We start from the raw sequence: 23,786 nt of genomic DNA on the forward strand, positions 1-23,786 counted from the left end.
CTCACGGGTTACTTGTCCCGTCGCCGGGCGTGCAGGGAGACGCCCCTCCTTCGACGGCGGGCCTTCCGAGTGCTGAAGGGGGCCTGGCCCCGCTTGCCCAAGGAGCAGCCTCGGGGTCGCGTGAGGGCGCCCATGAGCGGGCACGGTCAGCTATCGAAGGGCTGGGACAGCTCCCTTCCTAGGAGCCCGATCTGTCGTCTCGCACGCGTAGCACCCGTACTAAATGTGCGAGACGGTGGTTGAGGGACATGGAAATCGAGGAGGGTTGCTCCAGGATCTGGCGTCAAGTTTGGCTTGACACTGGGGTCCTGGAGGCCCGTTCCTGCGACCCGAGAAGGCCCGCCCATCGGGGGTCAGTCTGGCGGGGCCCAGGGGAACGCCCCTGCGGGAGGGGAGCCCGGTCAGGGGGCGAGCAGGACCGTCTTGCCGGGCAGCCGCCCCGCACCGGCGTCCTCGTGCACGCCGACCAGGTCGGACACCGGCCGATGGGCGGCCACGTGGATCCGGATCCTGCCCGCGTCCACCTTGGCCACCAGCTCGCTCAACTGGGCCCCGTCACTGCGCACCCACAGACTCGCACTGCGCACCCCTCGGCCGTGGGCCTCGGGAACCGCCCCGGCGGTGCTCGCGGCGACACCGCCGTCAGCGACGTAGTCCGTCAGCCGCGCGAGCCCCTCCTCGGGAAGGCGCACGTGGTTGACCACCGCCTGGAACGGACCGCCGACGGCGGCCGGACCCGCGGCGAGGTCGAGGGGTCCCAGTACACGGTGGGCACCGTAGGACCGGAGCCGGTCGGCGTGGCCGGGCACGTCCACCGCGCTCACGTGGGCCCCGGCGTCCACAGCGAGCTGCACCACGAGGCTGCCCACAGCACCCCCCGCCCCGTTGACCAGCACGCTCTGCCCCGGTGCCAACGCGGCGAGCTCGAACGCCGTCTGCCAGGCCGCCAGGCCGGTCAGGGGCAGCGCCGCGGCCTCGACCAGTTCGATCGACCCGGGCGCCGGGGCCAGGGACGCGGCCGGAACGAGCACGTACTCGGCCGCCCCGCCCGCGGAGTCCAGGGGCAGCATCGCCACCACCCGGTCGCCGACCTGCACCCCCTCGACCTTCGGGCCGAGTTCGGCGACGGTGCCCGCCAGGTCGATGCCCGGCACGTACGGAAGGGTGATCGGGAGCATCTTCGCCAGCGCACCCGCGCGGATGTGGTCGTCGACCGGGTTGAACGACGTGGCCGCCACCTGCACGAGCACCTGCCCGGCACCCGGGCGCGGACGCTCGACGTCCTCGTAGCGCAGGACGTCGGCGCCGCCGAACTCGTGGAATCGCATGGCCTTCATGGGTTCTTCTCCTGTGTGTTGGCGTCGTCGCCCCGCAGCGGGGCGATCGGGTGGGGGGCTCGTGAAGGTCGGCGCGCTCAGTTGAGCTGCACCGACCGGGTCGAGTTGCCCATCACCATCCGGTCGATGGCGCTCACGGCGCTGGCGGGGTCGTCGGCGGCGCCGACGGTGACCAGCAGCGGCACGAAGTGCTCGGCCGTGGGATGGGCGATCGCGGCACCGGGCGCCTTGGCGCGGAAGTCGGCCAGGGCGTCGGCGTCGCCGCGGGCGAGGGCCTCGACGGCCCATGCGTCGAAGGCCGCGGTGTCGGTGGCGAGCCCGGGGCTGCGGAAGACGGCGAAGCTGTGCGTCATGAAGCCCGAGCCGAGCACGAGGACGCCCTCGTCGCGCAGGGGCCTCAGACGTGCCCCGAGGTCCAACAGCGCACCGGGGTCGAGGCTGGGCATCGACATCTGCAGGACCGGGACGTCGGCCGCGGGGTACATGGCCATGAGCGGGATGAAGGCGCCGTGGTCGAGGCCGCGGTCGGTGAACTCGTGCACCGTGCCGGGGCCCAGCGCGCCCACGAGCCGCCGAGCCAGGTCGGAGGCGTCCGGGGTCGCGTAGGGAAGGGTCTTGTAGCGGGGGTGGAACCCGTTGAAGTCGTAGTGCAGCGGGGTGCTGGCCGCGGCCCCGGACATCGCGGGCGGCGCCTGTTCCCAATGGGCCGAGACGACGACCACGGCCCTGGGCTTGGGCATGGAGCGGGCCCAGGCGTAGAGGTCGCCGAGCCACTGCGGGTCGTCGAGGGTGAACGGTGCCCCGTGGCTGACGAAGAGGCTGGGCATGGGGCCGTCGGAGGGGGTCCACGCCCGCTGTGCGCGGGCTTGGGGCAGGGCGTCGGCCAGTAGGTCGTCGTAGGCCGCGGCCGGCGGGCGTGAGGGGAACAGGGAGTTCAGGCCACTCGATGTGGTCATGGGGCATCGTCTCCTTCACTTGCTGAGGAAAGTATTTTTACTTTCCTCAGCAAGTGAAAGGTAGCTCAGAAAGACATGCCTGGGCAAGTGATGTGACTTGACTGGGCAACTATGATGGTACTCATGGACACCCACTCACCCTGGCTCGACGACGAGCAGCAGGACCTGTGGCAGGCACTGCTCACGGTCGTCATCGCCCTGCCCGCGGCCCTGGACCGCCAGTTGCAGAAGGACGCGGGCATCTCCAACTTCGAGTACGGGGTCCTGGCCCGGCTGTCCACGGCCGAGCAGGCGACGATGCGGCTGAGCGATTTGGCCCGGATGTGCGACAGCACCCAGCCCCGCCTGTCGAAGGTCATGGACCGCTTCGAGGCACGCGACTGGGTCACCCGCCGCCCCGACCCCGACGACGGGCGGTACACCCTCGCCACGCTGACCGACACCGGCCGGCACAAGCTCATCGAGAGCGCACCGGGACACGTGGAGCAGGTCAGGCGGCTCGTGTTCGATCCGCTCAGCGCCGCTCAGCGCCGCCACCTGGGGGCCGCACTGTCCCGCATCGCCACCACCGTGCGCCAGGACGGCGAAGGGCGCTGACGCGTCCGTGCCGATCCGCGCCCGCGCGGGCGCGGATCGGCACGGATCTCAGTCCAGGCAGAACTCGTTGCCCTCGGGGTCGGCCATCACGTTGGAGCCGGCACTGAGCGGCGGAGCCGGTTCGTCGCGGCGCAGCCGCTTGGCCCCCAGCCAGCGCCACGAGCCGTGCGCACTCGGTGAGCACGATCGGCTCGCAGAGCGTGGCGGGATTCGGAGACGTTGAGCTGGGCACCGATCATGCGCCGCTAGGGCTCGTCGTGCAGGAACTGGAGCAGGTGCAGGGTCTTGAAGATGCGCCCGTAGTGGGCGAAGGCGTCCCCCAGCCCGGTGGGGCGGCCTTCCCGGGAGAGCATGCGCACCAGGTCGTAGCCTTGCACCGCACCGGTGGTGAGGGATCCGGCCACGCGGAGCATGTCGACCCAATGGGACCGGACCGTGTCCAGACGCACAGTGTGGCGTGACATCTGGTCCAGGGGCCCGTCGGAGGCGCGGGTGTTGGTGCGCCACAGGCGGGTGTCGCCCAGGTCGGCGATGCGCGGGGAGCACTGGTAGCCGCAGATCGCGAACAGCCCGAAGACGATGTCGGAGTAGGAGGCGGTGTCGGTGATGACCATCTCCGGCTTGGGGCCGCCATCGCGGGCGTGCAGGGCATCCAGAATGTAGAGCGAGTCGCGGATGGTGCCGGGCACCACCAGCCCGCCCAGGCCCATCACCTGGTCGTTGACCACGTTGAGCCAGGTCGCGCCGCGTTTGCGCAGCCCGAAGTACTTGGGGTTGGCCCGGGCGTGCAGGTTCTGCGAGGGGACGACGAAGCGCATGCCGTACCGGGCCAGCGTCTCCAGCTTGATCTGGGGGACGTCGTCCACCTGCACCTTCCCGGCGCCGATCCCGGCGATCTGGCTGGTGCGGTCCAGGGCCTGGACCAGGCCGGGGCTGGAGACGCGGTCGGGTTCGGTGCGCAGCCGCTCCAGCTCGGAGAAGCGGGCATGGTCGGGGACCTGGAGCAGGGCGCCCAGTTCGGCGCGTACCGGGTGCGGGATGCGCTGGGCCACCACCTGGTGCAGGCGGGTGTTCTCCGCCTTGCGCACCCCGCTCACCAGCCGGGAGAGGACGGTCAGGCCGGGCAGCAGGATCTGGTGTTCGAGCAGGTAGAGCACGGACCGGTCGAACAGGGCGCGGGGGCCTTCCTCGCTCGCCCACACCCGGGCCGCGAGGTAGGAGCGCAGGTCCTCTTCTCCGCCGGAGAACTCGCGGTAGGCGAAGGTGTCGCGGATCTGCCAGGAGTGCTATTAGGCGGCCTGGGCCCGGGTGCGGTACTCCTCCAGGCGGCCCGGGTCGACGTCGAGCTGATCGGCGACGAAAGCCACCGCGCGTTCGGGGACCCGGGTGGGGTGGTCGGGTTGGAACACCCCGAGCATGCGCACGGTGCCCCACTGCACAGCCCACCCCAGCCGAGTGGGCGGGGTGCGTTTGCCCGCGGCCAGTTCCAGGGCATGGGGGGTCAGGCGGAAGAACTGTTCCAGGTCGCCCGCCGACAGCTCGTCGGGGAAGCGGCCGTAGCGGGCGATCTGCTCATCGGAGAGGTATCCATGCGGCATGGCCACGAACGTAGGGGCCGCGAACAGGGCAAATCGGCGCCGTCACCGAACCGTCGCCCAGATCACGGCTCTACCGCTGAATCCTGTAGCAATCCTCCTCGACCCCTACTCCTGGGCGATGGCATCGGGTGAGCGGACCGCAACCGACCGGAGAGACCAGCACCTGTCACCGGTTCGTGAAGGACCCCGTGGTGCCGTTGCCCCTTTCGGGCCTACTTGGTCCACCGCCCCGGAGGGATAGTCGAAGCCCGCCCCGACCTCCTCCCGGCAGGCCCGGGCCAGCGTCATGAGCACCTCGGCACCGACCGGCGTACCGCCTCCGCCGAAGGACTCCACCGCACCCGAGAGCGTGCGCACCCGCTCGCGCAACCGGGACGGCAGCACCCGGTCGAGCTTGGTCAGAGCACGCAGGGCGGCCTCACCGGCTCCCGCGACCGCGCCGCCCGCTCCGGCCAGCAGCGAGAGCGCCGTGGAGATCGCCTCCTCGTCGTCCAACAGCAACGGCGGCAGGTCCTGGCCCCGGCCGAGCCGGTACCCGCCGCCCACCCCCTGCTCGGCGTGCACCGGATAGCCGAGCGCACGCAGGCGCTCCACGTCCCGCCGCACCGTACGCGCGGTGACCCCCAGCCGGTCGGCGAGCTCGGGACCCGTCCACACCCGGCGCCGCTGCAACAACCCCAGCAGCGTGAGCACACGCTCCGTGGTGCCCCGGCCCTCACCGCCCGCCGCCTCCATGTCGCCCATTCACCGCACGATAGCGGACCGATCCTGTCCGGTTTCGGTGCGAGATTGGGGCCATGCACACCGACCGCTTCCGTAACCTCCAGCCCGACATCCTCGCCACCGTGAACGGAGCCCTGCGATGAGCCGCACGATCCAGGTCACCTTCGACGCCCACGACCCGCGGGCACTGTCGACGTTCTGGCGCCAGGCCCTGGGCTACGTCCACCCAGGCCCGCCCGGAATCCAGGTGCCCGAGGGCACCGACCCGCTCACCGCCTGGGAGGACTTCCTGGCCCGGATGGGCGTACCGCCCCAGCAGCGCAACACCAAGTCCGCCATCGAGGACCCCAGCGGGCAGGGTCCGCGGATCTTCTTCCAGCAGGTCCCCGAGGACAAGGTCGCCAAGAACCGCCTCCACCTGGACGTGCGCGCGGCACCGGGCCTGGAGGGCCAGGCCCGGATGGCCGCCCTGGAGGCCGAGTGCGCACGGCTGGTGGCACTGGGGGCCGCACGGCTGCGCCGCGACGAACCCGCTCCGCCCTGGAGCGCGGGCTTCATCGTGATGGCCGACCCCGAGGGCAACGAGTTCTGCCTGGACTGACCCATCGGCGCCCGGGCTCGCCACCGGAACCCGGGCACAGGTTGACCGGCCAAGGCGTCCCCGCCACCGGGGACGCCACGACGGGAGTGGAGAACCGTGAGTGATCTGGCGCGGGTTCCGCGGCCCCGCACACCGCCCACCCGGGAGCGGCCCCCACCGGGCGGCCACGATGACGTGCTCCGATATCGTTCAGCGATATCGGAACTCTCGGCGTGAGCCCGCCAGGGAAGGAAGCGACTGTGTACCCACCCCCGACCCCACCTGCACCAGGGCGACCGCCGCCCGCGCCTCCCACCGGCGCGCCCGGCGGGGCGGTGCCCAGATGAGCGAGCAGACCCCGACGACCCCCACCGCGCCGGGAGGGCGCGGAACGGCCGCAGAGGTCTTCCGCGCCTTCCTCCTGCTGGGCCTGACCTCGTTCGGCGGGCCCGTGGCGCACCTGGGCTACTTCCGCGAGGCGTTCGTGGCACGCCGCGGCTGGCTCGGCGAGGCCGCCTACGCCGACCTGGTGGCGCTGTGCCAGTTCCTGCCCGGCCCCGCCTCCAGCCAGGTCGGCATGGCCATCGGGCTGCGCCGCGCCGGATACGCCGGAATGGCCGCCGCCTGGGCGGCCTTCACCCTGCCCTCGGCCGTGCTCATGGCGGCCTTCGCCCTGGGCGTGCAGGCCATCGGCGCCGAACCCGGAGCCGGGTGGCTGCTGGGCCTGAAGGCGGCGGCGGTGGCCGTGGTCGCCCACGCGGTCCTGGGCATGGCCACCAACCTGGCAGCAGGAAAGCGCCCGGCCACCATCGCACTGGCCGCCCTGGTCCTGGTCCTGCTGGTGCCCTCGGCCCTGGCCCAGGTCGCGGCCATCGCCCTGGGCGCCCTGGCGGGCCTGTTCTGGCTCACCGCGCGGACGGGCACCGACAGCGAAGCGGACGGTGCGAGCGTGCCCGTGCGGCGCCGCACCGCCGTGGCCTGCCTGGCCGTGTTCGCCGTGCTGCTGGCGGGCCTGCCCGCGGCGGCCGCGCTGAGCGGCAACGCGGCGCTGGCCACGGCCGACGGCTTCTACCGCGCCGGGTCGCTGGTCTTCGGCGGCGGCCACGTGGTCCTGCCGCTGCTGGAAACAGAGGTGGTGGGCTCCGGAGCGGTGGACCACGCCTCGTTCCTGGCCGGGTACGGGGCGGCGCAGGCCGTCCCGGGACCGCTGTTCACCTTCTCCGCCTACCTGGGGGCGCTCATGCCCGTGGCGGGCAGCCCGCTGCTGGGCGCGGCCCTGGCCCTGGTGGCGATCTTCCTTCCCTCGGCGCTGCTGGTGGTGGGCGCGCTCCCGTTCTGGGAGCGGCTGCGCGACCACGCGCGCGCCCGGCGGGCGATGGCGGGCGCGGGTGCGGCGGTGGTGGGGGTCCTGGCGGCGGCCCTGTACGACCCGGTCTTCCTCCAGGGCGTGGTCTCGCCCGCCACGATGGCGCTGGCCGCGGTCGCGTTCGTGGCCCTGGCGGTGTGGCGGCTTCCAGCCTGGGCGGTCGTGGTGGCGGCCGGTGCGATCGGGTTCCTCGCCCTGTGACCGGACAGGGCCCCGCCCAGTCCAGGCCCGGGCCCTGTCCGGCAGTCACGGCGTGACAGGGGTCTTCGCCGCCGGGGCCGGCACGGCGGCGCGCTCACCCGGGCGCCTGGTCTCCCAGCACCTCGCGCGCCAGTTCCCTGAGCGCGGCCCGGTCCTGGTCCAGCACCCGCCGGCCCGCCTCGGTGAGGCGGTACAGGCGCCGGGTGCGCCCCTGGACCACGGCCTGCCGGGAGGCCAGCAGACCGTCGGACTCCAGGCGGTGCAGTGTGGGATAGAGGGTGCCGGGGCTGATGTCGTAGCCGTGGGAGGCCAGCTCGCGCGTCATCCACGCGCCGTGGATCTCCTCCTCGGCGGCGTGGTGGAGGATGTGCAGCCGCACCGCGCCCCGCTGGAACTCGCGCATCCCCGCACCCGCCTCCCACAGTGACGCAACCGATATCGGGACTCGATCCTACGCCACCCATGCCGTGGGGCCTGTGGGGCGCGGCCCGGGATCAGGCGAGTTCGAGGCCGCCGTCGATGGTGAGGACCTGCCCGGTGAGCCAGGTCGTGCCCGGGTCGGCCAGCCGCAGCACCCACTGGGCGACCTCCTCGGGGTCACCGCGCCGGCCCAGCGGGATCCGCGCGGCCTCGGCCTCCTTGATCCGGTCGATGTCGGCTTCGGCGAGCCCGGCCGCCGAGAGCGCCTCGCTTTCGGTGGGGCCCGGCGCCAGGGCGTTGACCCGCACGCCCTCGGGGGCCAGTTCCAGCGCCCAGCTGCGCGTCAACTGCTCGATGGCGGCCTTGGAGGCCGCGTAGTGGGCGCCGCCGGGCAGCGGCCGGTGGCCATAGGTGCTGGAGATGTTGACGATCGTCCCCTTGCGGTCGCGCAGGTGCGGCAGGGCCGCGGCGGCCAGGAGGCTGGGGGCGGTGACGTTGAGCGCGAACAGCGCGGCGACGCGGTCCGCATCGGTTTCGGCCAGCGGCATCATCGCGGTGGCGCCGGCGTTGTTGACGAGCACGTCGATGCGGCCCCACTGACGCGTCGCGGCCTGGGCGACCTGGGCCGGGGCCTCGGGGGCGCGCAGGTCGGCGGGGTGGGCGACGATGCCGGGGTGGTGGGCGGCGGTCGCCTGGAGCGCCTCGTGGCGCCGGCCCACCCCCAGGACGCGGGCTCCGGCGCGGGCCATGGCGATCGCGGTGGCGCGGCCGATGCCCGATCCGGCGCCGGTGACGATGGCGACCCGGCCCTGGAGGTCGGTGTGCTGGTGCTGCTGTGTCTCGGTCAACCCGACTCCATTGTTCGTTGTTCGTCGAATATCGAACAAGCTAGCATGGGGGCATGAGACGTGCACACCATCCGGCGACCGGGGAACTGTCACTGCCCGAGGTGATGGCGGCGCTCAGCGACCCGTTGCGCATCGGGCTCGTGCGGGTGCTCGCCGACGGAGCCGAGCGCGGGTGGGGAGAGTTGCGGGCACCGGTGGCCAAGTCGACGCTCAGCCACCACCTGCGAGTCCTGCGCGACGCGGGGGTGACCCGCACCCGCCAGGAGGGCACCCGCTGCTTCGTCACGCTGCGCCGCCAGGACCTGGACGAGCGCTTCCCCGGACTGGTCGGGGCACTGCTGGAGGCGGCCGGCGCCGAGAACGTGGGCAGCGGCGTCTACCTCGCCCCCGGTGCCGACTCCACGGCCGCCTGCCCCTGACAGCGCCCGGAGACCGCCTGCCGCTGAAGCCTGTGCCATTGGCGTAGCCCCAGGCGATCACCTCCCCCGAAGGATAGGGGTCGCGGATGGTCGACCCGAAGCACACCGACCACGAGTCCGACAGGATGGTTCCTGTGCCACAGTTCCAACCGCCCATACCGACACCTCTAAACAGGGCCATATCTGCAGAGACGGACCGGCTGTAGCTGGCGTTGTTGCGCACGATCACCGCCCCCTGCACGTGCGCCCCGCCCGGCGCTCTGATCGCGCACACCTGCGCGTACAGATGGGTGGAGATGGCCTCAGTGCCGCCGCAGCGCCAGGTGCTGGAACTGGAGGTGATCGGGTTCGTGTTGCCGTACCGCACCCACTCACCGTCCGCGGCGGCAGCGGGTGCGGCGGTGGCCAGGCTCAGCCCGAGTGCGACGGAGGCGACGGCCCCCGCCGCGGCGGCCTTCTTCTTCCACAGCATGGCGAAAACTCCTCGTGTCAAAGGTAAAGAGGACGAGGACAGCGTGCCGCGCCATGGTCGGGGCGTCCAGGTGTGGCCATGACCGGACGTGGCCACCCGCGATTTCGCCACGGTAGACCACGGCCTCTTCGGGGCCTGGGAGGGACCGGTGGTGCCCGGCTAGCGGGCGGCTCGACTGCACCGCGCCCCCGCACCGGCTGGCCTCGCGCCGGTTGGGCAGGGCCCTGTGCCGATGGCCTTCGCCGATCGCTCCCCGGGGCAGACCAACCCGCAGGGCTCTCGCCTCGCCAGTTCATCTGAGGAATCGCCCGGTCCGCCAGGAACGACGGCCGCGCGGCGCACCCCTCGGGCTTCCGTCAATTTCGTTTCGTTGGAAACGTTTCTCTATAACGTAATAAGTTGCGTTGACCCCCTGAAGCCCTGGGAAAGCCCCCAATCTTGACCTCCGATAAGTGAACCTTATCGGAGGTCAGGCATTCTGAGGGGTGTGCACGCCCCCGCGGCCCGCAGGCCGGGGCCGCAACGTTATTCAGGCGGCTGTGCGACCATGCAAAACGAGATGGGTACAGCTCGCGCTGTATCGGCGCGCGGCCGGTCTCACAGAGCCGGGGCCTGAGCCCTGTGGTGCCGCGGTGCGGGGCCACCGGCGCGGCACTGCGGGCCCCGCTCCGGTAGGCCGGTGCGTGAGTCGCTGTGCCGGGCCGCCGAGGTGCGGGGCGCGGGCGTTCAGGGGGCGTGCAGCAGATCCAGGCCCAGGGCGGTGACGCTGTGCAGGACGTAGCGGCCGTCCTGGCGGCTCTGGACCAGGTGTGACCCACGCAGGACGTTCAGGTGTTTGCTCACCGTGGCGGGGGACACGGCGAGCCTGGCTGCCAGGCCCGTCGTGGTGCACACCCCGCCCTCGGCCACCAGTTCCAGGAGCCGGGAGCGGGTGGGCCCCAGGAGCGGGGCGAGGCCGGTCGGGTGTGGAGCCGTCTGTGCCCAGCCGGGGCTGTGCTCGATGGGGTGGACCAGGACCGGTGGGAGGCCGGGGTCGGCAAGGGCCACGGGCCGGCCCCAGCAGAAGAAGGACGGCACCAGGAGCAGGCCGCGTCCGTGCAGGTGGAGTTCGCGGTCGAAGGGGTAGTCGATCTCCAGGACGGGCGGCCTCCACAGCGCGGTGGGGCCCAGGGAGACCAGGAGCGCTTCGGCGCCCCCGACCCGCAGAGCACGCGCGCGGTGTGCCAGGTCCGTGTGCACCTGGTCGCGGATGCGGGTCCACAGCGGGGCGAGCGCGGCGCGATGGTAGGTGCGCAGGGCCTGGCCGAGCAGGCGCATGGGCGCGGCCCCGCCCGAGGCCAGCCAGTCCAGTGGCGGGGTCGAGCGTGCGTGGCCCGCCAGGGTGCCCAGTTCCTGGCGGATGCGGGCGCGCGGCGTGGCCAGCACGGACTCGATCGCCAGATCTGGACCCGGGCCCGCGTCGGTGGGTGTGAGGAAGTCGGGGCAGTAGTGGCCGTAGGGAGCCAGCGCCAACAGCAGCCGCAGCGCGCGCTCCCCGGGGCCGCCGTCCAGCAGCGCCCGGTGCACGTCCGCGCGCCACGGGTCGAAGATCAGGGCGCCCTGCCTGTGCTGGAGCATGTGGAGGCTGTTGACGGTCTCCCACAGGGGATGGGCGCAGTCGGCCAAACGCAGGCGCATGAGGTCGTCACGGCTGAAATAAATGCGTAGATTTGCGCTCTTCTTTGACATTTCAGACTTCCCGATTGCCGCCATGGTGTCGCCAGGAGGAAAACGTACGCACGAACCCCGAATCGAGTGCTCATAATAATCGCGATATCAGCGAAGAGTGAGTGGCGCCGGCAGGAAGGAAACCCCGTGAAAGAGGAACCGGAAGCCGGGCGCGGCCGGTGCCGTACAGCCCGCTCGGGAAACCTCCGCGCACCGCTGGCCGCCCTGGCCCTGGCCGGCCTGCTGTCCACCTCCTGCTCCGCAGGCCAGCAGGACCGCCACTCCTCCACACCCCACATCACACCGGAACAGGAAAGCCTTCTGGCCACAGCCGAACAGCTCCTGCTCCGAGAATGCATGGAAAACCACGGATTCGAGTACCAGATCGTTTCGGACGATACTCCCACCGGTGTTGAGGAATTCCGTTACCTCATCGACGATCCGGAGTGGGCCCTCGAACACGGCTACGGAACCGAGCTTCGGCGCGAGGCCGTACGAGCACGCGAGAACGACCCCAACCAGCGCTACTTCGAGAACCTGTCCCCCCAGCGCCGGGCCCAGGCACTGGTGGCCGCCAACGGACCCGCTCCCGTCGGGCTGACCGCGACCACACCCGACGGCATGGAACTCGCCCGCAGCGACCAGGGGTGCCGCTCCCAGGCCGACCGGGAGCTCTACGGCGACCTGGCCTCCTGGTTCCAGGCCCGGACCACCGCCGACGCCCTTCCCGCGCTGCGCTACCAGAGCGTGGCCCAGGACCCCCGCTACCTGGAGGCCGTCCGGCCCTGGGCGGAGTGCATGCGCGCCGCCGGACACGACTACGCCACACCGGCCGACATCCGCTCCGCCCTGCTGGCCCCGCACGAGGCCCTGCCCCCGGAACAGGAGGTCGGGCTCGCACTGGCGGAGGCACACTGCGCCCTGGACTCCGGACTGGCACGGACCGCGACCGAACTGGAGGAAGAGCACGGCCAGGAACTGCGCGAGCGCCACCGCTCCGCACTGCACACCCACCGGCGCCTGCAAACGGACGCCCTGCCCCGGGCCCGCCTGATCGTCGATGAGGCCGAGCCCACCACAGTCCCCCGCCACCGAGGGTGACCCCGCCCCGGATCAGCGACAGACACAGCACGAAAGGCGAACACCCATGAGGACCAAGCGCATGATGGCCCTGGCCGCCGCCGCGATCACCGCCGCGACCCTGTTCCACACCCCCGCCGCGCAGGCCGCGGACACCGGCCCCCACACCGCGGCCCCGGCCGCCGACGGCAGGCTCTACGCCTACTACGACGTCGACTTCAAGCGCTTGTGCGCGTCCTGGTCGGGCAACTCCACCAACTGGGGATCGTGCCGCAACACCACGTCCTCGCTGTGGAACAACGGCTACCCGGGCAACCTCGACGACGTGTGGGTCTACTGGGGGCTCAACCACTCCGGCGCCCGCCGCGGAGTGCACAACGGCGTCGCCCTGGCCAACCTGAACCACTGGACCTTCGACGCCAACACCGGGGCCGGCGCCGGCCAGCGGCTGAACAACAACATCTCCTCCCACATGTGGACCAACCTGTGACCGTAGCGCCGATCACGGTGGCCCCGCACGGCCGGTGATCGACCCCGCACAGGCGGCGAGGGCCTTCGCGACGGTGGCTGAGGCCACCCCCGCCCCCTTCCGAGGGCCCTCGCCGCCCCCACCCGCGGGCGGCCCCCGCCGATCAGCGCCGCCGTCCCGTCACGCTCCGGGCACGGCGGCCGACCGCGCGTCTCTCATCCGGTCAGGAACTCCGCGATCGCCTCGCCCTGTCCCAGGATCGCGTGTCCGGTACCGGGCAGGACCCGCACCTGCGCGTGGGGGACGCACGCGTGCAGGCGCGCGGCGCTCTCGGCCGAGTCGAACATCAGGTCGCGATCGCCCACGATCGCCAGCACCGGCATCGTCAGGGCGCCCAGCGCCTGGTCGCCGAAGCGGGGCAGGCGTTCGGTACGTGGCCGAAAACGCGCGAAGGTGCGCTCCACCGCCTCCAGCACGGGACGCATCTCGGGCGCGGACAGCCCGGTCATGGCCTGCACCGCCCGGCGCTTGCCCCACGGCCCCAGCGCCCGCAGCGCCAGGGCCCCCAGCACCTTGCCCATGCTCTGGCGGCCCAGCCCTCCCGGGCACAGCAGCCCCAGGCGCCGCACCCGCTCGGGCCGCCGGGTGGCCAGGTCCAGCGCCATCCAGCCGCCCAGGGACATGCCCACCACCGCGGTGTCGGTGAGCCCGAGCCCGTCCAGGACCTCCTCCAGCCACCGGGCGTGCGCCCCGCCCTCCAGCGGCGCCCGCGCGGGGGCGCTCAGACCGGGCTCGCCGATGAGGTCGACGGCGTACACGCGCGCCCCGCGCGCCAGGGCGGCGATGTCGCCGCCCCAGGCGGTGGCGTTGGCGCCCGAGCCGTGCAGGAGCACCACCGGGGGCGCCTGCGCGGGTCCGCAGGCCAGGACGAAGGTCTCTCCCTGCCCGGTGGGCACCCGCAGGTGCTCGGCCGGGACCGGCCAGGCCTGCAGCTCGCGCAGGTAGTGCTCGCGCAGCTCTCGCTCCGCGCCGGGGGAGGTGTAGATGGTGCTCATGGGGCCAGGACGCCTTCCAGGTAGTCGAACAGGCGGGCGGTCTCGCCCAGGCCGCCCAGGATGACGACCTTCATCCGCGCCCGGTCGCGGTCGTAGACGGTCTCCACGCGCAGCGGCGCCCCGCCGGGGCGGGGGCCCGAGGCCATGGCGGTGAGCAGGGTGGTGACGCGGTCGGCGGTGCGGGCGTCCACGCCCTCGATCTCGACGATGCTGGACGCCTCGGTGTGGCGGCGCGCCGTTTCCGACCCGTCCGGGGGGCCGGGCAGGGGGGTGCCGGTGAAGGCCTCCAGGTCCGCGGCGCTGATGCGGTACTGCTTGCCGATGCGTACGGCGTGCAGCCGCCCGTCGCGCACGTAGTTGCGGATGGTGCGCACGTGCAGTCCCAGGAGTTCGGCGACCTGGTCCACGGAATAGAGATGTTCTGCCACCATCACACCCTAACCTTCCCTGTTTTCCAGTACAACCGAGCACGTGAGAGGAAAACAAGGAATATTGCGGGTGGCGCCCCGGAGCAGCCGCCGCCGGACCGGCCACCCGGCCCCGCCCGGTGCCACCGGGCGGCGCACGCCGCCTCCGCCTGCCGGTCCCCCGCCGGCGGGCTGTGGCAGGATCCCTGCCATGTCCGCACGCGAACTCCACGTCCTGGGCACCGCCAGCGCGGTGCCCACCAAACGCCGCAACCACAACGGCTACTTCCTGCGCTGGGACCACCACGGCATCCTCTTCGACCCCGGCGAGGGCACCCAGCGCCAGATGCGCCACGCCGGCCTGTCCGCCTCCGACCTGACCCGCGTGTGCGTCACCCACTTCCACGGCGACCACTGCCTCGGCCTGCCCGGCATCATCCAACGCATCTCCCGCGACCGCCTCACCCACCCCGTCCGCGTCGCCTACCCCCACGCCGGCCGCCACTACTGGGAGCGGCTGCGCCACGCCAGCGCCTTCCACGACAGCGCCCTGGTCCAGGGCCAGGGCGTGGGCGGCCAAGGAAGCTGCCCACTGGGCGAGGACGACCTGCACCTGAGCGCACTGCCCCTGGCCCACTCCATCCCCACCTACGGCTACCGCCTGGCCGAACCCGACGGATGGCGCATGCTCCCCCAGGCCCTGGCCCACCACGGCATCAGCGGACCACTGATCGGCGACCTGCGCCGCCAGGGCACCGTCACCTCACCCCACGGCCACACCGTCCACCTGTCCCAGTGCGCCCGCCCCCGCCCCGGCCAGGTCTTCGCCTTCGTCATGGACACCGGCGTGTGCGACCAAGCCCTGACCCTGGCCCAGGACGCCGACATGCTCGTCATCGAATCGACCTACCTCGAACAGGAAAGCGACCTGGCCCGCGCCCACGGCCACCTGACCGCACGCCAGGCCGCCCGCATCGCCGCCCGCGCCGGCGCACGCACCCTCGTGCTCACCCACATCTCCGAACGCTACGAACACGGCGACGACCAACGCTTCCTGGACCAGGCCGCCACCGAGTTCGACGGCACCCTCCACCTGGCCCGCGACCTGGACCGCATCCCCCTCCCGCCCCGCCGCTGACCAGGCCCGCCGATGGTGTAGTTTGGCACCCGCCAACCACGACACGGCCAGGGGAGGTGAGCAGCGATCCTCGCAGTCACCACAGGGACGCCCTCACCACGGGGTGGCACGACCACCCCCTGACCACGGGCGACCCACGTGATCGAAAGGTTTCCGTGGTCCTCCCACACCCTGACACCGACGCCCTGTCGGCCCTGACCCAACGCCTGCGCCGCGCCGGATGCGTCTTCGCCGAAGACGAGGCGGCCCTGATCACCGCCACCGCCCGCACCCCCGGCGAACTCGACCGCATGGCCCGCCACCGCTGCGCCGGAGTGCCCCTGCAACACGTCCTGGGCTGGGCCCGGTTCTGCGGACTGCGCCTGCGCGTGGACCCCGGCGTGTTCGTCCCCCGCCCCCGCAGCCAGTACCTGGCCCGCCAGGCCACCGCCCTGGCCCCGCCCACCGGCGTGGCCGTGGACCTGTGCTGCGGCACCGGCGCCCTGGGCGCGGTCCTGGCCCACCACCACCCACGCCTGCGCCTGCACGCCACCGACATCGACCCCGCCAGCCTGGCCTGCGCCCGCCACAACCTGCCCCGCGCCCACCTGCACCAGGGCGACCTCTTCCACGCCCTACCCGACCACCTGGCCCACACCATCGACATCCTGGTCGCCAACGTCCCCTACGTCCCCAGCGGCCACATCGCCCTCCTGCCGCCCGAGGCCCGCGACCACGAACAGCACCGCGCCCTGGACGGAGGCGACGACGGCCTGGACCTGGTTCGCCGCGTCGCCGACCAGGCCCCGCACTGGCTCGCGCCGGGCGGCCACCTGCTCATCGAAGTCGGCCACGACCAGATCACCGCGGCCCGCGACGCCTTCACCGGCGCAGGCCTCACCTGCCGGGTACGGCACTGCCCCGAACAGGAGGCCACCGTCATCATCGGCACCCGCTGACCCCCCGGGGGGCGACCCGCCCACACCGCGGCCGCCCCGCCACCACACACCCTGGACCCATGCGCCCACCCCACGACCACGCCGCCGCCCTGGCCCGCCTGGCGGGCCTGCTCGCCGACCCCACCCGCGCCGCGATGTGCCTGGCCCTGCTCGACCAGCGCGCCTGGACCGCCGGCGAACTCGCCCGCCACACCGGCGTGGCCCCCTCCACCGCCACCGAACACCTGACCCGCCTGGTCCAGGGCGGCCTGCTCACCCAGCACCGCCAGGGCCGCCACCGCTACCTGCGCCTGGCCGACACCCGCACCGCACACCTGGTGGAGACCCTGGCCGCCCACGCCGCCCCTGGACCCGGCGCCGCACCGGCGCCCACCCTGCGCCGCCACCGCGCCGACGCCGCCCTGGCCCGGGCCCGCACCTGCTACGACCACCTCGCCGGACACCTGGGGTGCGCGGTGACCGAGGCCATGACCCGCCAGGGCCTGCTGACCCAGGACACCGGATTCGCGCTCACCCGGGCGGGCCTGGCCTGGTTCGACGAACACGGCATCGCCCTGGCCCGCGGCACACGCCGCCCGCTGGCCCGCGCGTGCCTGGACTGGACCGAGCGCCGACCCCACCTGGCGGGCGCGGCCGGAGCGGCCCTGTGCGCATGGGTCCTGGACTCGGGCTGGTGCCAACGCGTGGGCTCGGGCCGCGCACTGCGGGTCACCGGCCCCGGCCGCACCGCACTGGCACGGCTGTGGGACGTGCACCTCCCCACCTGAGCGCGCCGCCGCCACAACCGCGGTTGCGCCCCCGCCGCAGCGGCGGGCATCGTGGCGCCATGAGCGACCCCCGGGCGCGGTCCATGCTGTTCGCCCTGTTCCTGGCCGGGCTCCTGACCGCGACCGCCGCCGGCGTGTACGCCCTCACCGCCCGCCACGACCAGGACGGCGCCACCGCACCACCCCCTCCGGGCACCGCCTACCCCGTGGTCTCCCCCACCCCGGGCCAGACTCTGTCGGTGCGGGCCCCGCGGTCATCGAGATGCCCGACGGCACGACCGTGATCGCCCGCACCGACGATGGCCCACCCTCACCCGAGCCCACCGCCACCGCCCAGAGCACCACGGACCCGAGCGCACCGGGCCCCTCGGTCACCGACTGGATGCAGGCGATCGGCGCCGTGGTCGCCGCCCTGGCCGCCTGCGCCGGCGGCGTGCTCTGGTCGGCCCGCCGGATCCGGGACCGCCTCGGGCACGGCGGCGCCGCACCCGCGCACACCCTGCTCGGCCCGACCACACGCCCGTTCGACCCGCCCCCACCCCGCGTAGCGCAGAGCCCCCCGCCCCGCACGCCCTAGGCGGGGCGCACGTTGCCCAGCACCCGCTCGACACCGATCCGGATCACGACCCGGTCGGGATTGGGGCGGGGCGCACGGTAGCGCAGCGCGTACAGGCGCTCGGCCTCGGCCACCTCCTCGGGGTCGGACACCACCACCGCCGGCCCCTCCAGGGTCGACCACCATCGCCCGTCCACCTGGCACACCGACACCCGCGTCCCCGGCCGCGCCGCCAGGTTCACCGCCTTGTAGCTGGAGGCCGCCGTGATCACCCGCACCAGGTGCTCGCGCGGATCGTAGGTCGCCCCCACCGGCACCTGGTGCACACTCCCGTCAGGGCGCGGACCCGCCAACGTGCACAGGTGGCGCGCACGCCAAAAAGCCAGGAAGGAATCGGGACCACCGGACACGGGCACCTCATCTACGACGTCGACAACTCACCCACCAGCAACGAAGCGTACGCCCAGCACCACCGACCCCCGCACCGCCCCCGGCCACCACCCGCACACCCACGAACTCAGGGACCACCATGAGCACACCCCACGCCCACGGCACCCTGCCCACCACCGACGGCCACACCCTGTACTGGCAGGCCCACGGCAACCCCCACGGACGCCCCGCCCTGGTCCTGCACGGCGGCCCCGGCTCCGGCGCCCACCCGGGATGGACCGACTTCTTCGACACCACCCGCCACCGCGTCATCATGCTCGACCAGCGCGGCAGCGGCCACAGCACCCCCAGCGCCGCCGACCCCCGCACCGACCTGTCCACCAACACCACCCACCACCTGGTCGCCGACATCGAAACCCTGCGCCACCACCTGGACATCGACTCCTGGCTCGTCCTGGGCGGCTCCTGGGGCACCACCCTGGCCCTGGCCTACGCCCACACCCACCCTGAACCCGTCCGCGCCATGGTCCTGCTCGCCGTCACCACCACCACACGGCGCGAAATCACCTGGGTCACCCACGACATGCGCCGGATCTTCCCCGAACAATGGGACCGCTTCCGCGCCGCCGCCGGACCCGACGCCGACCCGCGCGACCTGTCCACCGCCTACGCCCGCCTCCTGGCCGACCCCGACCCGCGGGTGCGCTCCGACGCCGCCCGCGCCTGGTGCACGTGGGAGGACACCCACGTCTCGGCCACCCCCGGCTCCACCCCCGACCCCCGCTTCGGCGACCCCGCCTTCCGCATGGCCTTCGCCCGCCTGGTCACCCACTACTGGTCCCACGCCGCCTTCCTGCCCGAAGGCCACCTGCTCGCCCGCGCCCCCGACCTGGCCCACATCCCCGCCACGCTCGTCCACGGGCGCCTGGACATCAGCGGCCCCGCCGACACCGCCTACGACCTCGCCCGCGCCTGGCCGGGCGCCGACCTGGTCATCGTCGAAGGAGCCGGACACGGGGCGGGCGCCATCACCCTGCACGGGGCCACCCGCGCCGCCACCGACCGCTACGCCGACCTGCCCTGACCGCCCGCGCCCGCCTACACGGGAGCCCGCCCGCGGGGGGGGCGGGCCCCGTCACCGGTCCCATCGACGCACACCACACCCGCCACCGGCCACCGCACACGCCCCCATCAGCGACAATGGCCACACGCCCGCCCCCAAGGACACGAAAGGCCGCCGCACACCCCATGCCCATCCCCAAAGCCGAACTCCACCTGCACATCGAAGGCACCCTGGAGCCCGAACTCGCCTTCGACCTGGCCGAACGCAACGGCATCACCCTGCCCTACGCCGACGTCACGGCCCTGCGCCAGGCCTACTCCTTCTCCGACCTGCAGTCCTTCCTGAACCTGTACTACGAGCTCATGGACGTCCTGCGCACCCCCCAGGACTTCACCGACCTCGCCCACGCCTACCTCGCCCGCGCCGCCGCCCAGGGCGTACGCCACGCCGAGATCTTCTTCGACCCCCAGGCCCACACCAGCCGCGGCGTCCCCCTGGACACCGTCATCGACGGCCTCACCGCCGCCCTGGACACCAGCCTGGCCCGCTACGACATCTCCACCGCCCTCATCCTGTGCTTCCTGCGCGACCGCCCCGCCCACGAAGCCCTCGACACCCTGCACCAGGTACGCCCCCACCTGGGGCGCATCACCGCCGTGGGACTGGACTCCGCCGAGGTCGGCCACCCGCCCGCCAAGTTCACCGAGGTCTTCGCCGCCGCCCGCCACATGGGCCTGCGCTGCGTGGCCCACGCCGGTGAGGAGGGCCCCGCCTCCTACATCTGGCAGGCCCTGGACCTGCTCAAGGTCGAACGCGTCGACCACGGCATCCGCGCCCTGGAGGACACGGCCCTGCTGAACCGCCTGGCGGCCGACCAGATCCCCCTGACCGTGTGCCCGCTGTCCAACGTGCGCCTGCGCGCCGTCGACGACATGGCCCACCACCCCCTGCCCGCCCTCATGGACGCCGGCCTGCTCGTGACCGTCAACTCCGACGACCCCTCCTACTTCGGCGGCTACGTCCACGACAACTTCCAGGCCCTGCACACCCACCTGGGCCTGGACACCGAGCAGCTGCGCCGACTCGCCCGCAACTCCTTCACCGCCGCCTTCCTCGACCCCGACCGCAAACGCGCCCTCATCGCCGAGGTCGACGCCCACCCCGGCTGGTGACACACCACGGGCCCCCGCTCCCACCAGGGGCAGGGGCCCGCACACACCCGCCCGCCAACGGCCGCCCGGCCGGGCGAGCACCCGGCCGGCCCCGACCCAGGCGCCTGCTCAGCCGGCCCAGGCCACACTCTGGCCGTGCTCACCGGTGTAGCCCATCACCCGACCGTCCAGCGCCAGCGTGAAACCGCTCTCCCCAGGCGGGCGCACCCGCGGCCACCCCGGCAGCGAACGCCACCCCTCGTTGGCCACCCAGTGCCCCAGCACCCGGTCCATCGCCTGCACGAACGCCCTCGCCCGCTCCTGGGGCAGATACGGCAGCACAGCGCTGTGCATCACCACCACCGTCGCCTCCGCGGGCGCACGCCGCACCACCGACTCCACCTGCTCCACCAGGTCACCGGTCACCATCAGCGGCGGATCGGCCGCCGCCACCCGCACCGCACCCATCAACCGCTCCACACGCTCCTGCTCGGCCTCGCCCGGCCACACCAGCGCCCGCAGCCAGCGCACGTCCTCCTCGCTGCGCACATCCAGCGGGTCCAGATCGATCCCCGCCCGCCAGAGCACCTCCGGCACCCGCTCGGGCACCGGCACCCGCCCCGACGTCGCGCACTCCAGCAGCACCTCACTGTCGGCCGGACCGATCGGCGCGGCCCCGTCGAAGGAGTACCGGTACCGGTCCGGGTACAGGCACAGACCCGCCGACGCGCCCACCTCCACCAGGGCCAGCGGCCCCCGCAGCGACGCCAGCACCGGCAGCATGCTCGCCAGCCGCCGCACCTCGTTGGTCTGCGTGCGGCGCTCCAGCACCACCGCCCTCACCGACTCCCAGTGCTCGACCACATAGGCGCGAAACCCCGCCCACGTGTCCACCGGGCCGCCCAGGTAGCGCACCGCCGCCAACAGCAGGTTCGGCTGGCGCTTGTTCCCCTCCGGCAGCCCGCACACCAGTTCGACCACCGTCCGGTCGCGGGCCAACTCCCGCGCGATCTCGGCATAGGCCGGTGAGGACCCCTGCTCGTAGTCCACGGCGAAGGCCTCGTACCGTCTCATGACGGCCTCCGCCTGGGCACTGGTCGCGCTCACATCTTCCACGCCGTTCCGCCTCTCCTCGTCACACCCGCACACCCCACGGGCGGCCCCGGAGCCCACGAAGCGGCCTCACCGACCCCGCAACACCGCGTCCGCGTGCCCGCGCAGCAGTTCCACGACCTCAGCAGGCGCACCGGTGGGCGAGCCCGCACCGAAAGGGGGCCGCGGGTCGTACTCGATGGCCAGCTGTACCGTCTGGGCCACCATGGGCCCCCACACGCGCGCGGTCAACTCCAACGCCATGTCGATGCCCGCGCTCACCCCCGCCGCGCTCACGTACTTGCCGTCGAAGACCACCCGCTCCGGCGACGCGCTCGCACCCCACGCGCCCAACTGGTCCACCGCCAGCCAGTGCGAGGTCGCCGCCCGCCCCCGCAACAGCCCCGCCGCCGCCAGGATCAACGACCCCGTGCACACCGACGCCGTCCACGTGCTCGTGGCGTCCACCGCCCGCACCCACTCCTGCACGGGACCGCCGTCCATGTGGTGCACCTGGCCCGGACCGCCCGGCACCACCACGACCTCGGCCCGCTCCACCTCGGCGAAAGCGGCCTCGGTCACCATGCGCGCCGACCCCACATGGTCGAGCACCGGCCCCACCCGCTCACCGACCAGCACCACCTCCACACCCGGCACACCGCTGAACACCTGGTAGGGACCCACCGCGTCCAGCACCGTGAACCCCTCGAACAACGCGATCGCCACCCGCATCAGCACACACTCCCATCCACTCGAACACCATCGAACACCCCGGGGCCGCCCTCACACACGCGACCCGAACCTCTCCCGGTACTGCGCCGGAGAACACCCCAGCGCCCGCACGAACGCCCGCCGCATCGCCTCCGCCGTCCCGTACCCGCACCGGCGCGCCACCGCCGACACCGGCGCCGCACCCTCCACCAGCACCCGCCGGGCCGTCTCCAACCGCACCCGCTCCACATACCGGCCCGGGCTCACCCCCACCTGCGCGGCGAACACCCGTGCGAACTGGCGCGGCGACATTGCCGCCCGCCGCGCCAACACCTCCACCCGCAGATCCCGGCCCGGATGCTGGGCGATCCAGTGCTGGACCTCGCGCACGGCCGGCCGCTGCGCCGCCTGCGCCGCCAGATGGGTGGAGAACTGCGCCTGGTCACCGGGCCTGGTCAAAAACACCACCAGTTGGCGGGCCACCGCCAACGCCACCTGCCGTCCCAGGTCCTCCTCCACCAGCGCCAACGCCAGATCGATCCCCGCGCTCACCCCGGCCGAGGTGCACACCGCGCCCTCGCGCACGAAGATCGGCTCCGCGCGCACCCGCACCCGCGGGTACTCGCGTGCCAGCCGCCCGCAGTGCGCCCAGTGCGTGGTGGCCGCCTTGCCGTCCAGCAGCCCCGCCTCGGCCAGCCAGAACGTGCCCGTGCACACCCCCGCCACCCGCCCCGCCGCCCCTGCCAGCCACGTCACGAACTCCGGATCCATCTCCCGGGTGCCCTCGCCTCCGGGCACCACCAGGGTGTCGATCCGCCCGAGTGCGCCCAGGTCCGCCCGCGGCGCCAGCCCCAGCCCGCTGGAGGAGGTGACCGTGCGCCCTCCCAGGGAGGCGGTGCGCACCCGGTAGGCGGACCCCGGAGCGCGCGAGGCGCCGGAGAAGACCTCCAGCGGACCCGTCACGTCCAGGCTCTGCACGCCCTCGAACAGGGCGATGACGACCTCGTGGCTCATGCCCCTCATCCTCGGCCGCCCCGCCCGGCGGCCACAAGGTCGCACACCCCACCTTTCCTGCCACCGCGGCCCCGGCCCGGGCCGACCGATGCCCGCGCCCAAGCCCCCCGGCCCCGGGCCCGAGGGGTGTCAGTCGGCGCGGGCTCATGCCGCGCCCGGAACCCTGATGCGCCGGTTCCGGGCGAGGACGAGACCGGCTGGAAGCGAGTCGCCGCCTGCGTCTTCCCAGGCCCTCGCCCGGTCACAGGAGGGCGCCGCCGGAGGCCTCGATGCGCTGGGCGGTGACCCAGCGCAGGCCCTCGGAGGCCACCGCGGCGATGGCCTCGCCGACCTCCTCGGGTTCACCGACGCGACCCAGCCCCGCCCGCGCCCAACACGCCGACAAGAACCGAACACATCACCAGAACTCTCACCCGCACGCGACAATCCCAGGCAGGTGACGACCACACACACGAACGGACACCCGTGAGGCTCTCAGACCGCGGCCGACTCCACCGCACACCGCACACCACACCCGCCGCCGCCCCGCCCCTGATCGAGCTGCGCGACGTGTCCCTCACCCACGACCACACCACCCTGGTCGACCACCTCGACCTCACCATCCACGAAAACGAACACGTCGCCCTCATCGGCCTCACCAGCACCGCCACCACCGCCCTGACCCACCTGCTCACCGGCCGCACCACCCCCACCCGCGGCCACGTCACCACCCACACACCCACCCAGCACTT

27 protein-coding genes and 3 pseudogenes are annotated in these 23,786 nt (G+C 73.0%); 15 read left to right on the forward strand and 15 right to left on the reverse strand.

Annotation, left to right across the window (positions count from 1 at the left end):
- Window positions 1-401 precede the first annotated feature (401 nt).
- Both ADL05_RS14175 and ADL05_RS14180 read right to left on the reverse strand, forming a co-directional pair.
- Window positions 402-1,337, reverse strand: a complete 936-nt coding sequence (locus ADL05_RS14175) for an NADP-dependent oxidoreductase (RefSeq protein ID WP_053617418.1) — start codon at window positions 1,335-1,337, stop codon at window positions 402-404.
- A 77-nt stretch (window positions 1,338-1,414) separates the two neighbouring features.
- Window positions 1,415-2,293, reverse strand: coding sequence for a dioxygenase (locus tag ADL05_RS14180; RefSeq protein WP_053617419.1), 879 nt, complete (start codon window positions 2,291-2,293; stop codon window positions 1,415-1,417).
- 123 nt (window positions 2,294-2,416) lie between these two features.
- Here ADL05_RS14180 and ADL05_RS14185 point away from each other — a divergent pair, with 123 nt between their 5' ends.
- Window positions 2,417-2,890, forward strand: a complete 474-nt coding sequence (locus ADL05_RS14185; RefSeq protein WP_053617420.1) for a MarR family winged helix-turn-helix transcriptional regulator — start codon at window positions 2,417-2,419, stop codon at window positions 2,888-2,890.
- A 245-nt stretch (window positions 2,891-3,135) separates the two neighbouring features.
- Here the strand turns inward: ADL05_RS14185 and ADL05_RS31795 are convergent, their stop codons facing one another.
- The 3 genes and pseudogenes from ADL05_RS31795 to ADL05_RS14200 all read right to left on the reverse strand — a co-directional run.
- Window positions 3,136-3,708: a transposase gene (locus ADL05_RS31795; RefSeq protein WP_231640749.1), complete on the reverse strand. Its 573-nt coding sequence runs from the start codon at window positions 3,706-3,708 to the stop codon at window positions 3,136-3,138.
- A gap of 285 nt (window positions 3,709-3,993) precedes the next feature.
- Window positions 3,994-4,488, reverse strand: a pseudogene (locus ADL05_RS14195) (DUF4158 domain-containing protein); the annotation flags it as partial.
- Between the two features lie 228 nt (window positions 4,489-4,716).
- Window positions 4,717-5,223 (reverse strand): annotated as a pseudogene (locus tag ADL05_RS14200) (helix-turn-helix transcriptional regulator); the annotation flags it as partial.
- Window positions 5,224-5,350: 127 nt separating this feature from the next.
- On the opposite strand from ADL05_RS14200, the gene ADL05_RS14205 reads away from it, so the two are divergent.
- Window positions 5,351-5,812 carry a VOC family protein gene (locus ADL05_RS14205; protein WP_053617423.1) on the forward strand — a complete coding sequence of 154 codons (462 nt, stop codon included), beginning with the start codon at window positions 5,351-5,353 and terminating at the stop codon, window positions 5,810-5,812.
- Window positions 5,813-6,134: 322 nt separating this feature from the next.
- On the forward strand, window positions 6,135-7,358 hold the full coding sequence (gene chrA / locus ADL05_RS14210; protein WP_053617424.1) for a chromate efflux transporter: 1,224 nt from the start codon (window positions 6,135-6,137) through the stop codon (window positions 7,356-7,358).
- A 94-nt stretch (window positions 7,359-7,452) separates the two neighbouring features.
- On the opposite strand, the gene ADL05_RS14215 is transcribed toward chrA, so the two are convergent.
- Both ADL05_RS14215 and ADL05_RS14220 read right to left on the reverse strand, forming a co-directional pair.
- Window positions 7,453-7,761, reverse strand: a complete 309-nt coding sequence (locus ADL05_RS14215) for a PadR family transcriptional regulator (RefSeq protein WP_053617425.1) — start codon at window positions 7,759-7,761, stop codon at window positions 7,453-7,455.
- A gap of 91 nt (window positions 7,762-7,852) precedes the next feature.
- Complete coding sequence (locus ADL05_RS14220; RefSeq protein WP_053617426.1) at window positions 7,853-8,626, reverse strand: SDR family NAD(P)-dependent oxidoreductase; 774 nt, start codon at window positions 8,624-8,626, stop codon at window positions 7,853-7,855.
- Between the two features lie 53 nt (window positions 8,627-8,679).
- On the opposite strand from ADL05_RS14220, the gene ADL05_RS14225 reads away from it, so the two are divergent.
- The gene (locus tag ADL05_RS14225; protein ID WP_053617427.1) at window positions 8,680-9,045 is read left to right on the forward strand and encodes a helix-turn-helix transcriptional regulator; all 366 of its coding nucleotides are present in this window, start codon (window positions 8,680-8,682) and stop codon (window positions 9,043-9,045) included.
- Between the two features lie 305 nt (window positions 9,046-9,350).
- Entirely contained in the window at window positions 9,351-9,599 is a 249-nt protein-coding gene (locus ADL05_RS14230; protein ID WP_156365841.1) for a hypothetical protein, read from the forward strand.
- Between the two features lie 644 nt (window positions 9,600-10,243).
- On the opposite strand, the gene ADL05_RS14235 is transcribed toward ADL05_RS14230, so the two are convergent.
- On the reverse strand, window positions 10,244-11,245 hold the full coding sequence (locus ADL05_RS14235) for a helix-turn-helix transcriptional regulator (protein ID WP_053617429.1): 1,002 nt from the start codon (window positions 11,243-11,245) through the stop codon (window positions 10,244-10,246).
- Window positions 11,246-11,371: 126 nt separating this feature from the next.
- Between ADL05_RS14235 and ADL05_RS14240 the strand changes: the two genes are divergently transcribed.
- Together ADL05_RS14240 and ADL05_RS14245 are read left to right on the forward strand one after the other, a co-directional pair.
- Window positions 11,372-12,325, forward strand: coding sequence for a hypothetical protein (locus ADL05_RS14240; RefSeq protein WP_053617430.1), 954 nt, complete (start codon window positions 11,372-11,374; stop codon window positions 12,323-12,325).
- Between the two features lie 46 nt (window positions 12,326-12,371).
- Complete coding sequence (locus tag ADL05_RS14245) at window positions 12,372-12,794, forward strand: hypothetical protein (protein WP_053617431.1); 423 nt, start codon at window positions 12,372-12,374, stop codon at window positions 12,792-12,794.
- A gap of 194 nt (window positions 12,795-12,988) precedes the next feature.
- Here ADL05_RS14245 and ADL05_RS14250 read toward each other — a convergent pair whose 3' ends face one another.
- The gene (locus ADL05_RS14250) at window positions 12,989-13,828 is read right to left on the reverse strand and encodes an alpha/beta fold hydrolase (protein ID WP_053617432.1); all 840 of its coding nucleotides are present in this window, start codon (window positions 13,826-13,828) and stop codon (window positions 12,989-12,991) included.
- The gene (locus tag ADL05_RS14255) at window positions 13,825-14,256 is read right to left on the reverse strand and encodes a helix-turn-helix domain-containing protein (protein ID WP_053617453.1); all 432 of its coding nucleotides are present in this window, start codon (window positions 14,254-14,256) and stop codon (window positions 13,825-13,827) included. The genes ADL05_RS14250 and ADL05_RS14255 overlap by 4 nt, the downstream gene beginning before the upstream one ends.
- Before the next feature lie 190 nt (window positions 14,257-14,446).
- On the opposite strand from ADL05_RS14255, the gene ADL05_RS14260 reads away from it, so the two are divergent.
- The 5 genes from ADL05_RS14260 to ADL05_RS14280 all read left to right on the forward strand — a co-directional run bounded on the left by ADL05_RS14260 (window position 14,447) and on the right by ADL05_RS14280 (window position 17,655).
- Window positions 14,447-15,373: a ribonuclease Z gene (locus ADL05_RS14260; protein ID WP_053617433.1), complete on the forward strand. Its 927-nt coding sequence runs from the start codon at window positions 14,447-14,449 to the stop codon at window positions 15,371-15,373.
- A gap of 155 nt (window positions 15,374-15,528) precedes the next feature.
- Window positions 15,529-16,311, forward strand: coding sequence for a putative protein N(5)-glutamine methyltransferase (locus tag ADL05_RS14265; protein ID WP_231640746.1), 783 nt, complete (start codon window positions 15,529-15,531; stop codon window positions 16,309-16,311).
- Window positions 16,312-16,370: 59 nt separating this feature from the next.
- Window positions 16,371-17,078, forward strand: a complete 708-nt coding sequence (locus ADL05_RS14270) for a helix-turn-helix transcriptional regulator (RefSeq protein WP_053617434.1) — start codon at window positions 16,371-16,373, stop codon at window positions 17,076-17,078.
- Window positions 17,079-17,137: 59 nt separating this feature from the next.
- Complete coding sequence (locus ADL05_RS14275) at window positions 17,138-17,362, forward strand: hypothetical protein (RefSeq protein WP_053617435.1); 225 nt, start codon at window positions 17,138-17,140, stop codon at window positions 17,360-17,362.
- The gene (locus tag ADL05_RS14280; protein WP_053617436.1) at window positions 17,341-17,655 is read left to right on the forward strand and encodes a hypothetical protein; all 315 of its coding nucleotides are present in this window, start codon (window positions 17,341-17,343) and stop codon (window positions 17,653-17,655) included. Before ADL05_RS14275 ends, ADL05_RS14280 begins: the two co-directional genes overlap by 22 nt.
- On the opposite strand, the gene ADL05_RS14285 is transcribed toward ADL05_RS14280, so the two are convergent.
- The gene (locus tag ADL05_RS14285) at window positions 17,652-18,050 is read right to left on the reverse strand and encodes a TIGR03618 family F420-dependent PPOX class oxidoreductase (RefSeq protein WP_053617437.1); all 399 of its coding nucleotides are present in this window, start codon (window positions 18,048-18,050) and stop codon (window positions 17,652-17,654) included. The two genes, ADL05_RS14280 and ADL05_RS14285, sit on opposite strands and share 4 nt — an antisense overlap.
- A 113-nt stretch (window positions 18,051-18,163) precedes the next feature.
- On the opposite strand from ADL05_RS14285, the gene pip reads away from it, so the two are divergent.
- Window positions 18,164-19,108, forward strand: coding sequence for a prolyl aminopeptidase (gene pip / locus ADL05_RS14290; RefSeq protein WP_053617438.1), 945 nt, complete (start codon window positions 18,164-18,166; stop codon window positions 19,106-19,108).
- 164 nt (window positions 19,109-19,272) lie between these two features.
- Entirely contained in the window at window positions 19,273-20,259 is a 987-nt protein-coding gene (locus ADL05_RS14295; protein WP_053617439.1) for an adenosine deaminase, read from the forward strand.
- 108 nt (window positions 20,260-20,367) lie between these two features.
- Here the strand turns inward: ADL05_RS14295 and ADL05_RS14300 are convergent, their stop codons facing one another.
- From ADL05_RS14300 to ADL05_RS30545, 4 genes are all read right to left on the reverse strand, one after another.
- A complete protein-coding gene (locus tag ADL05_RS14300) occupies window positions 20,368-21,312 on the reverse strand; it encodes a DUF2332 domain-containing protein (protein ID WP_197285795.1) in 945 nt (314 codons plus the stop codon).
- A gap of 108 nt (window positions 21,313-21,420) precedes the next feature.
- On the reverse strand, window positions 21,421-22,062 hold the full coding sequence (locus tag ADL05_RS14305; protein ID WP_053617455.1) for a DJ-1/PfpI family protein: 642 nt from the start codon (window positions 22,060-22,062) through the stop codon (window positions 21,421-21,423).
- A gap of 51 nt (window positions 22,063-22,113) precedes the next feature.
- On the reverse strand, window positions 22,114-23,055 hold the full coding sequence (locus ADL05_RS14310) for a GlxA family transcriptional regulator (protein WP_053617441.1): 942 nt from the start codon (window positions 23,053-23,055) through the stop codon (window positions 22,114-22,116).
- 241 nt (window positions 23,056-23,296) lie between these two features.
- Entirely contained in the window at window positions 23,297-23,440 is a 144-nt protein-coding gene (locus tag ADL05_RS30545; RefSeq protein WP_197285796.1) for a hypothetical protein, read from the reverse strand.
- Window positions 23,441-23,520: 80 nt separating this feature from the next.
- On the opposite strand from ADL05_RS30545, the pseudogene ADL05_RS14315 reads away from it, so the two are divergent.
- A pseudogene (locus ADL05_RS14315) lies at window positions 23,521-23,786 on the forward strand (ABC transporter ATP-binding protein); the annotation flags it as partial.

Source organism: Nocardiopsis sp. NRRL B-16309, assembly GCF_001279585.1.
Classification (GTDB): Bacteria; Actinomycetota; Actinomycetes; order Streptosporangiales; family Streptosporangiaceae; genus Nocardiopsis.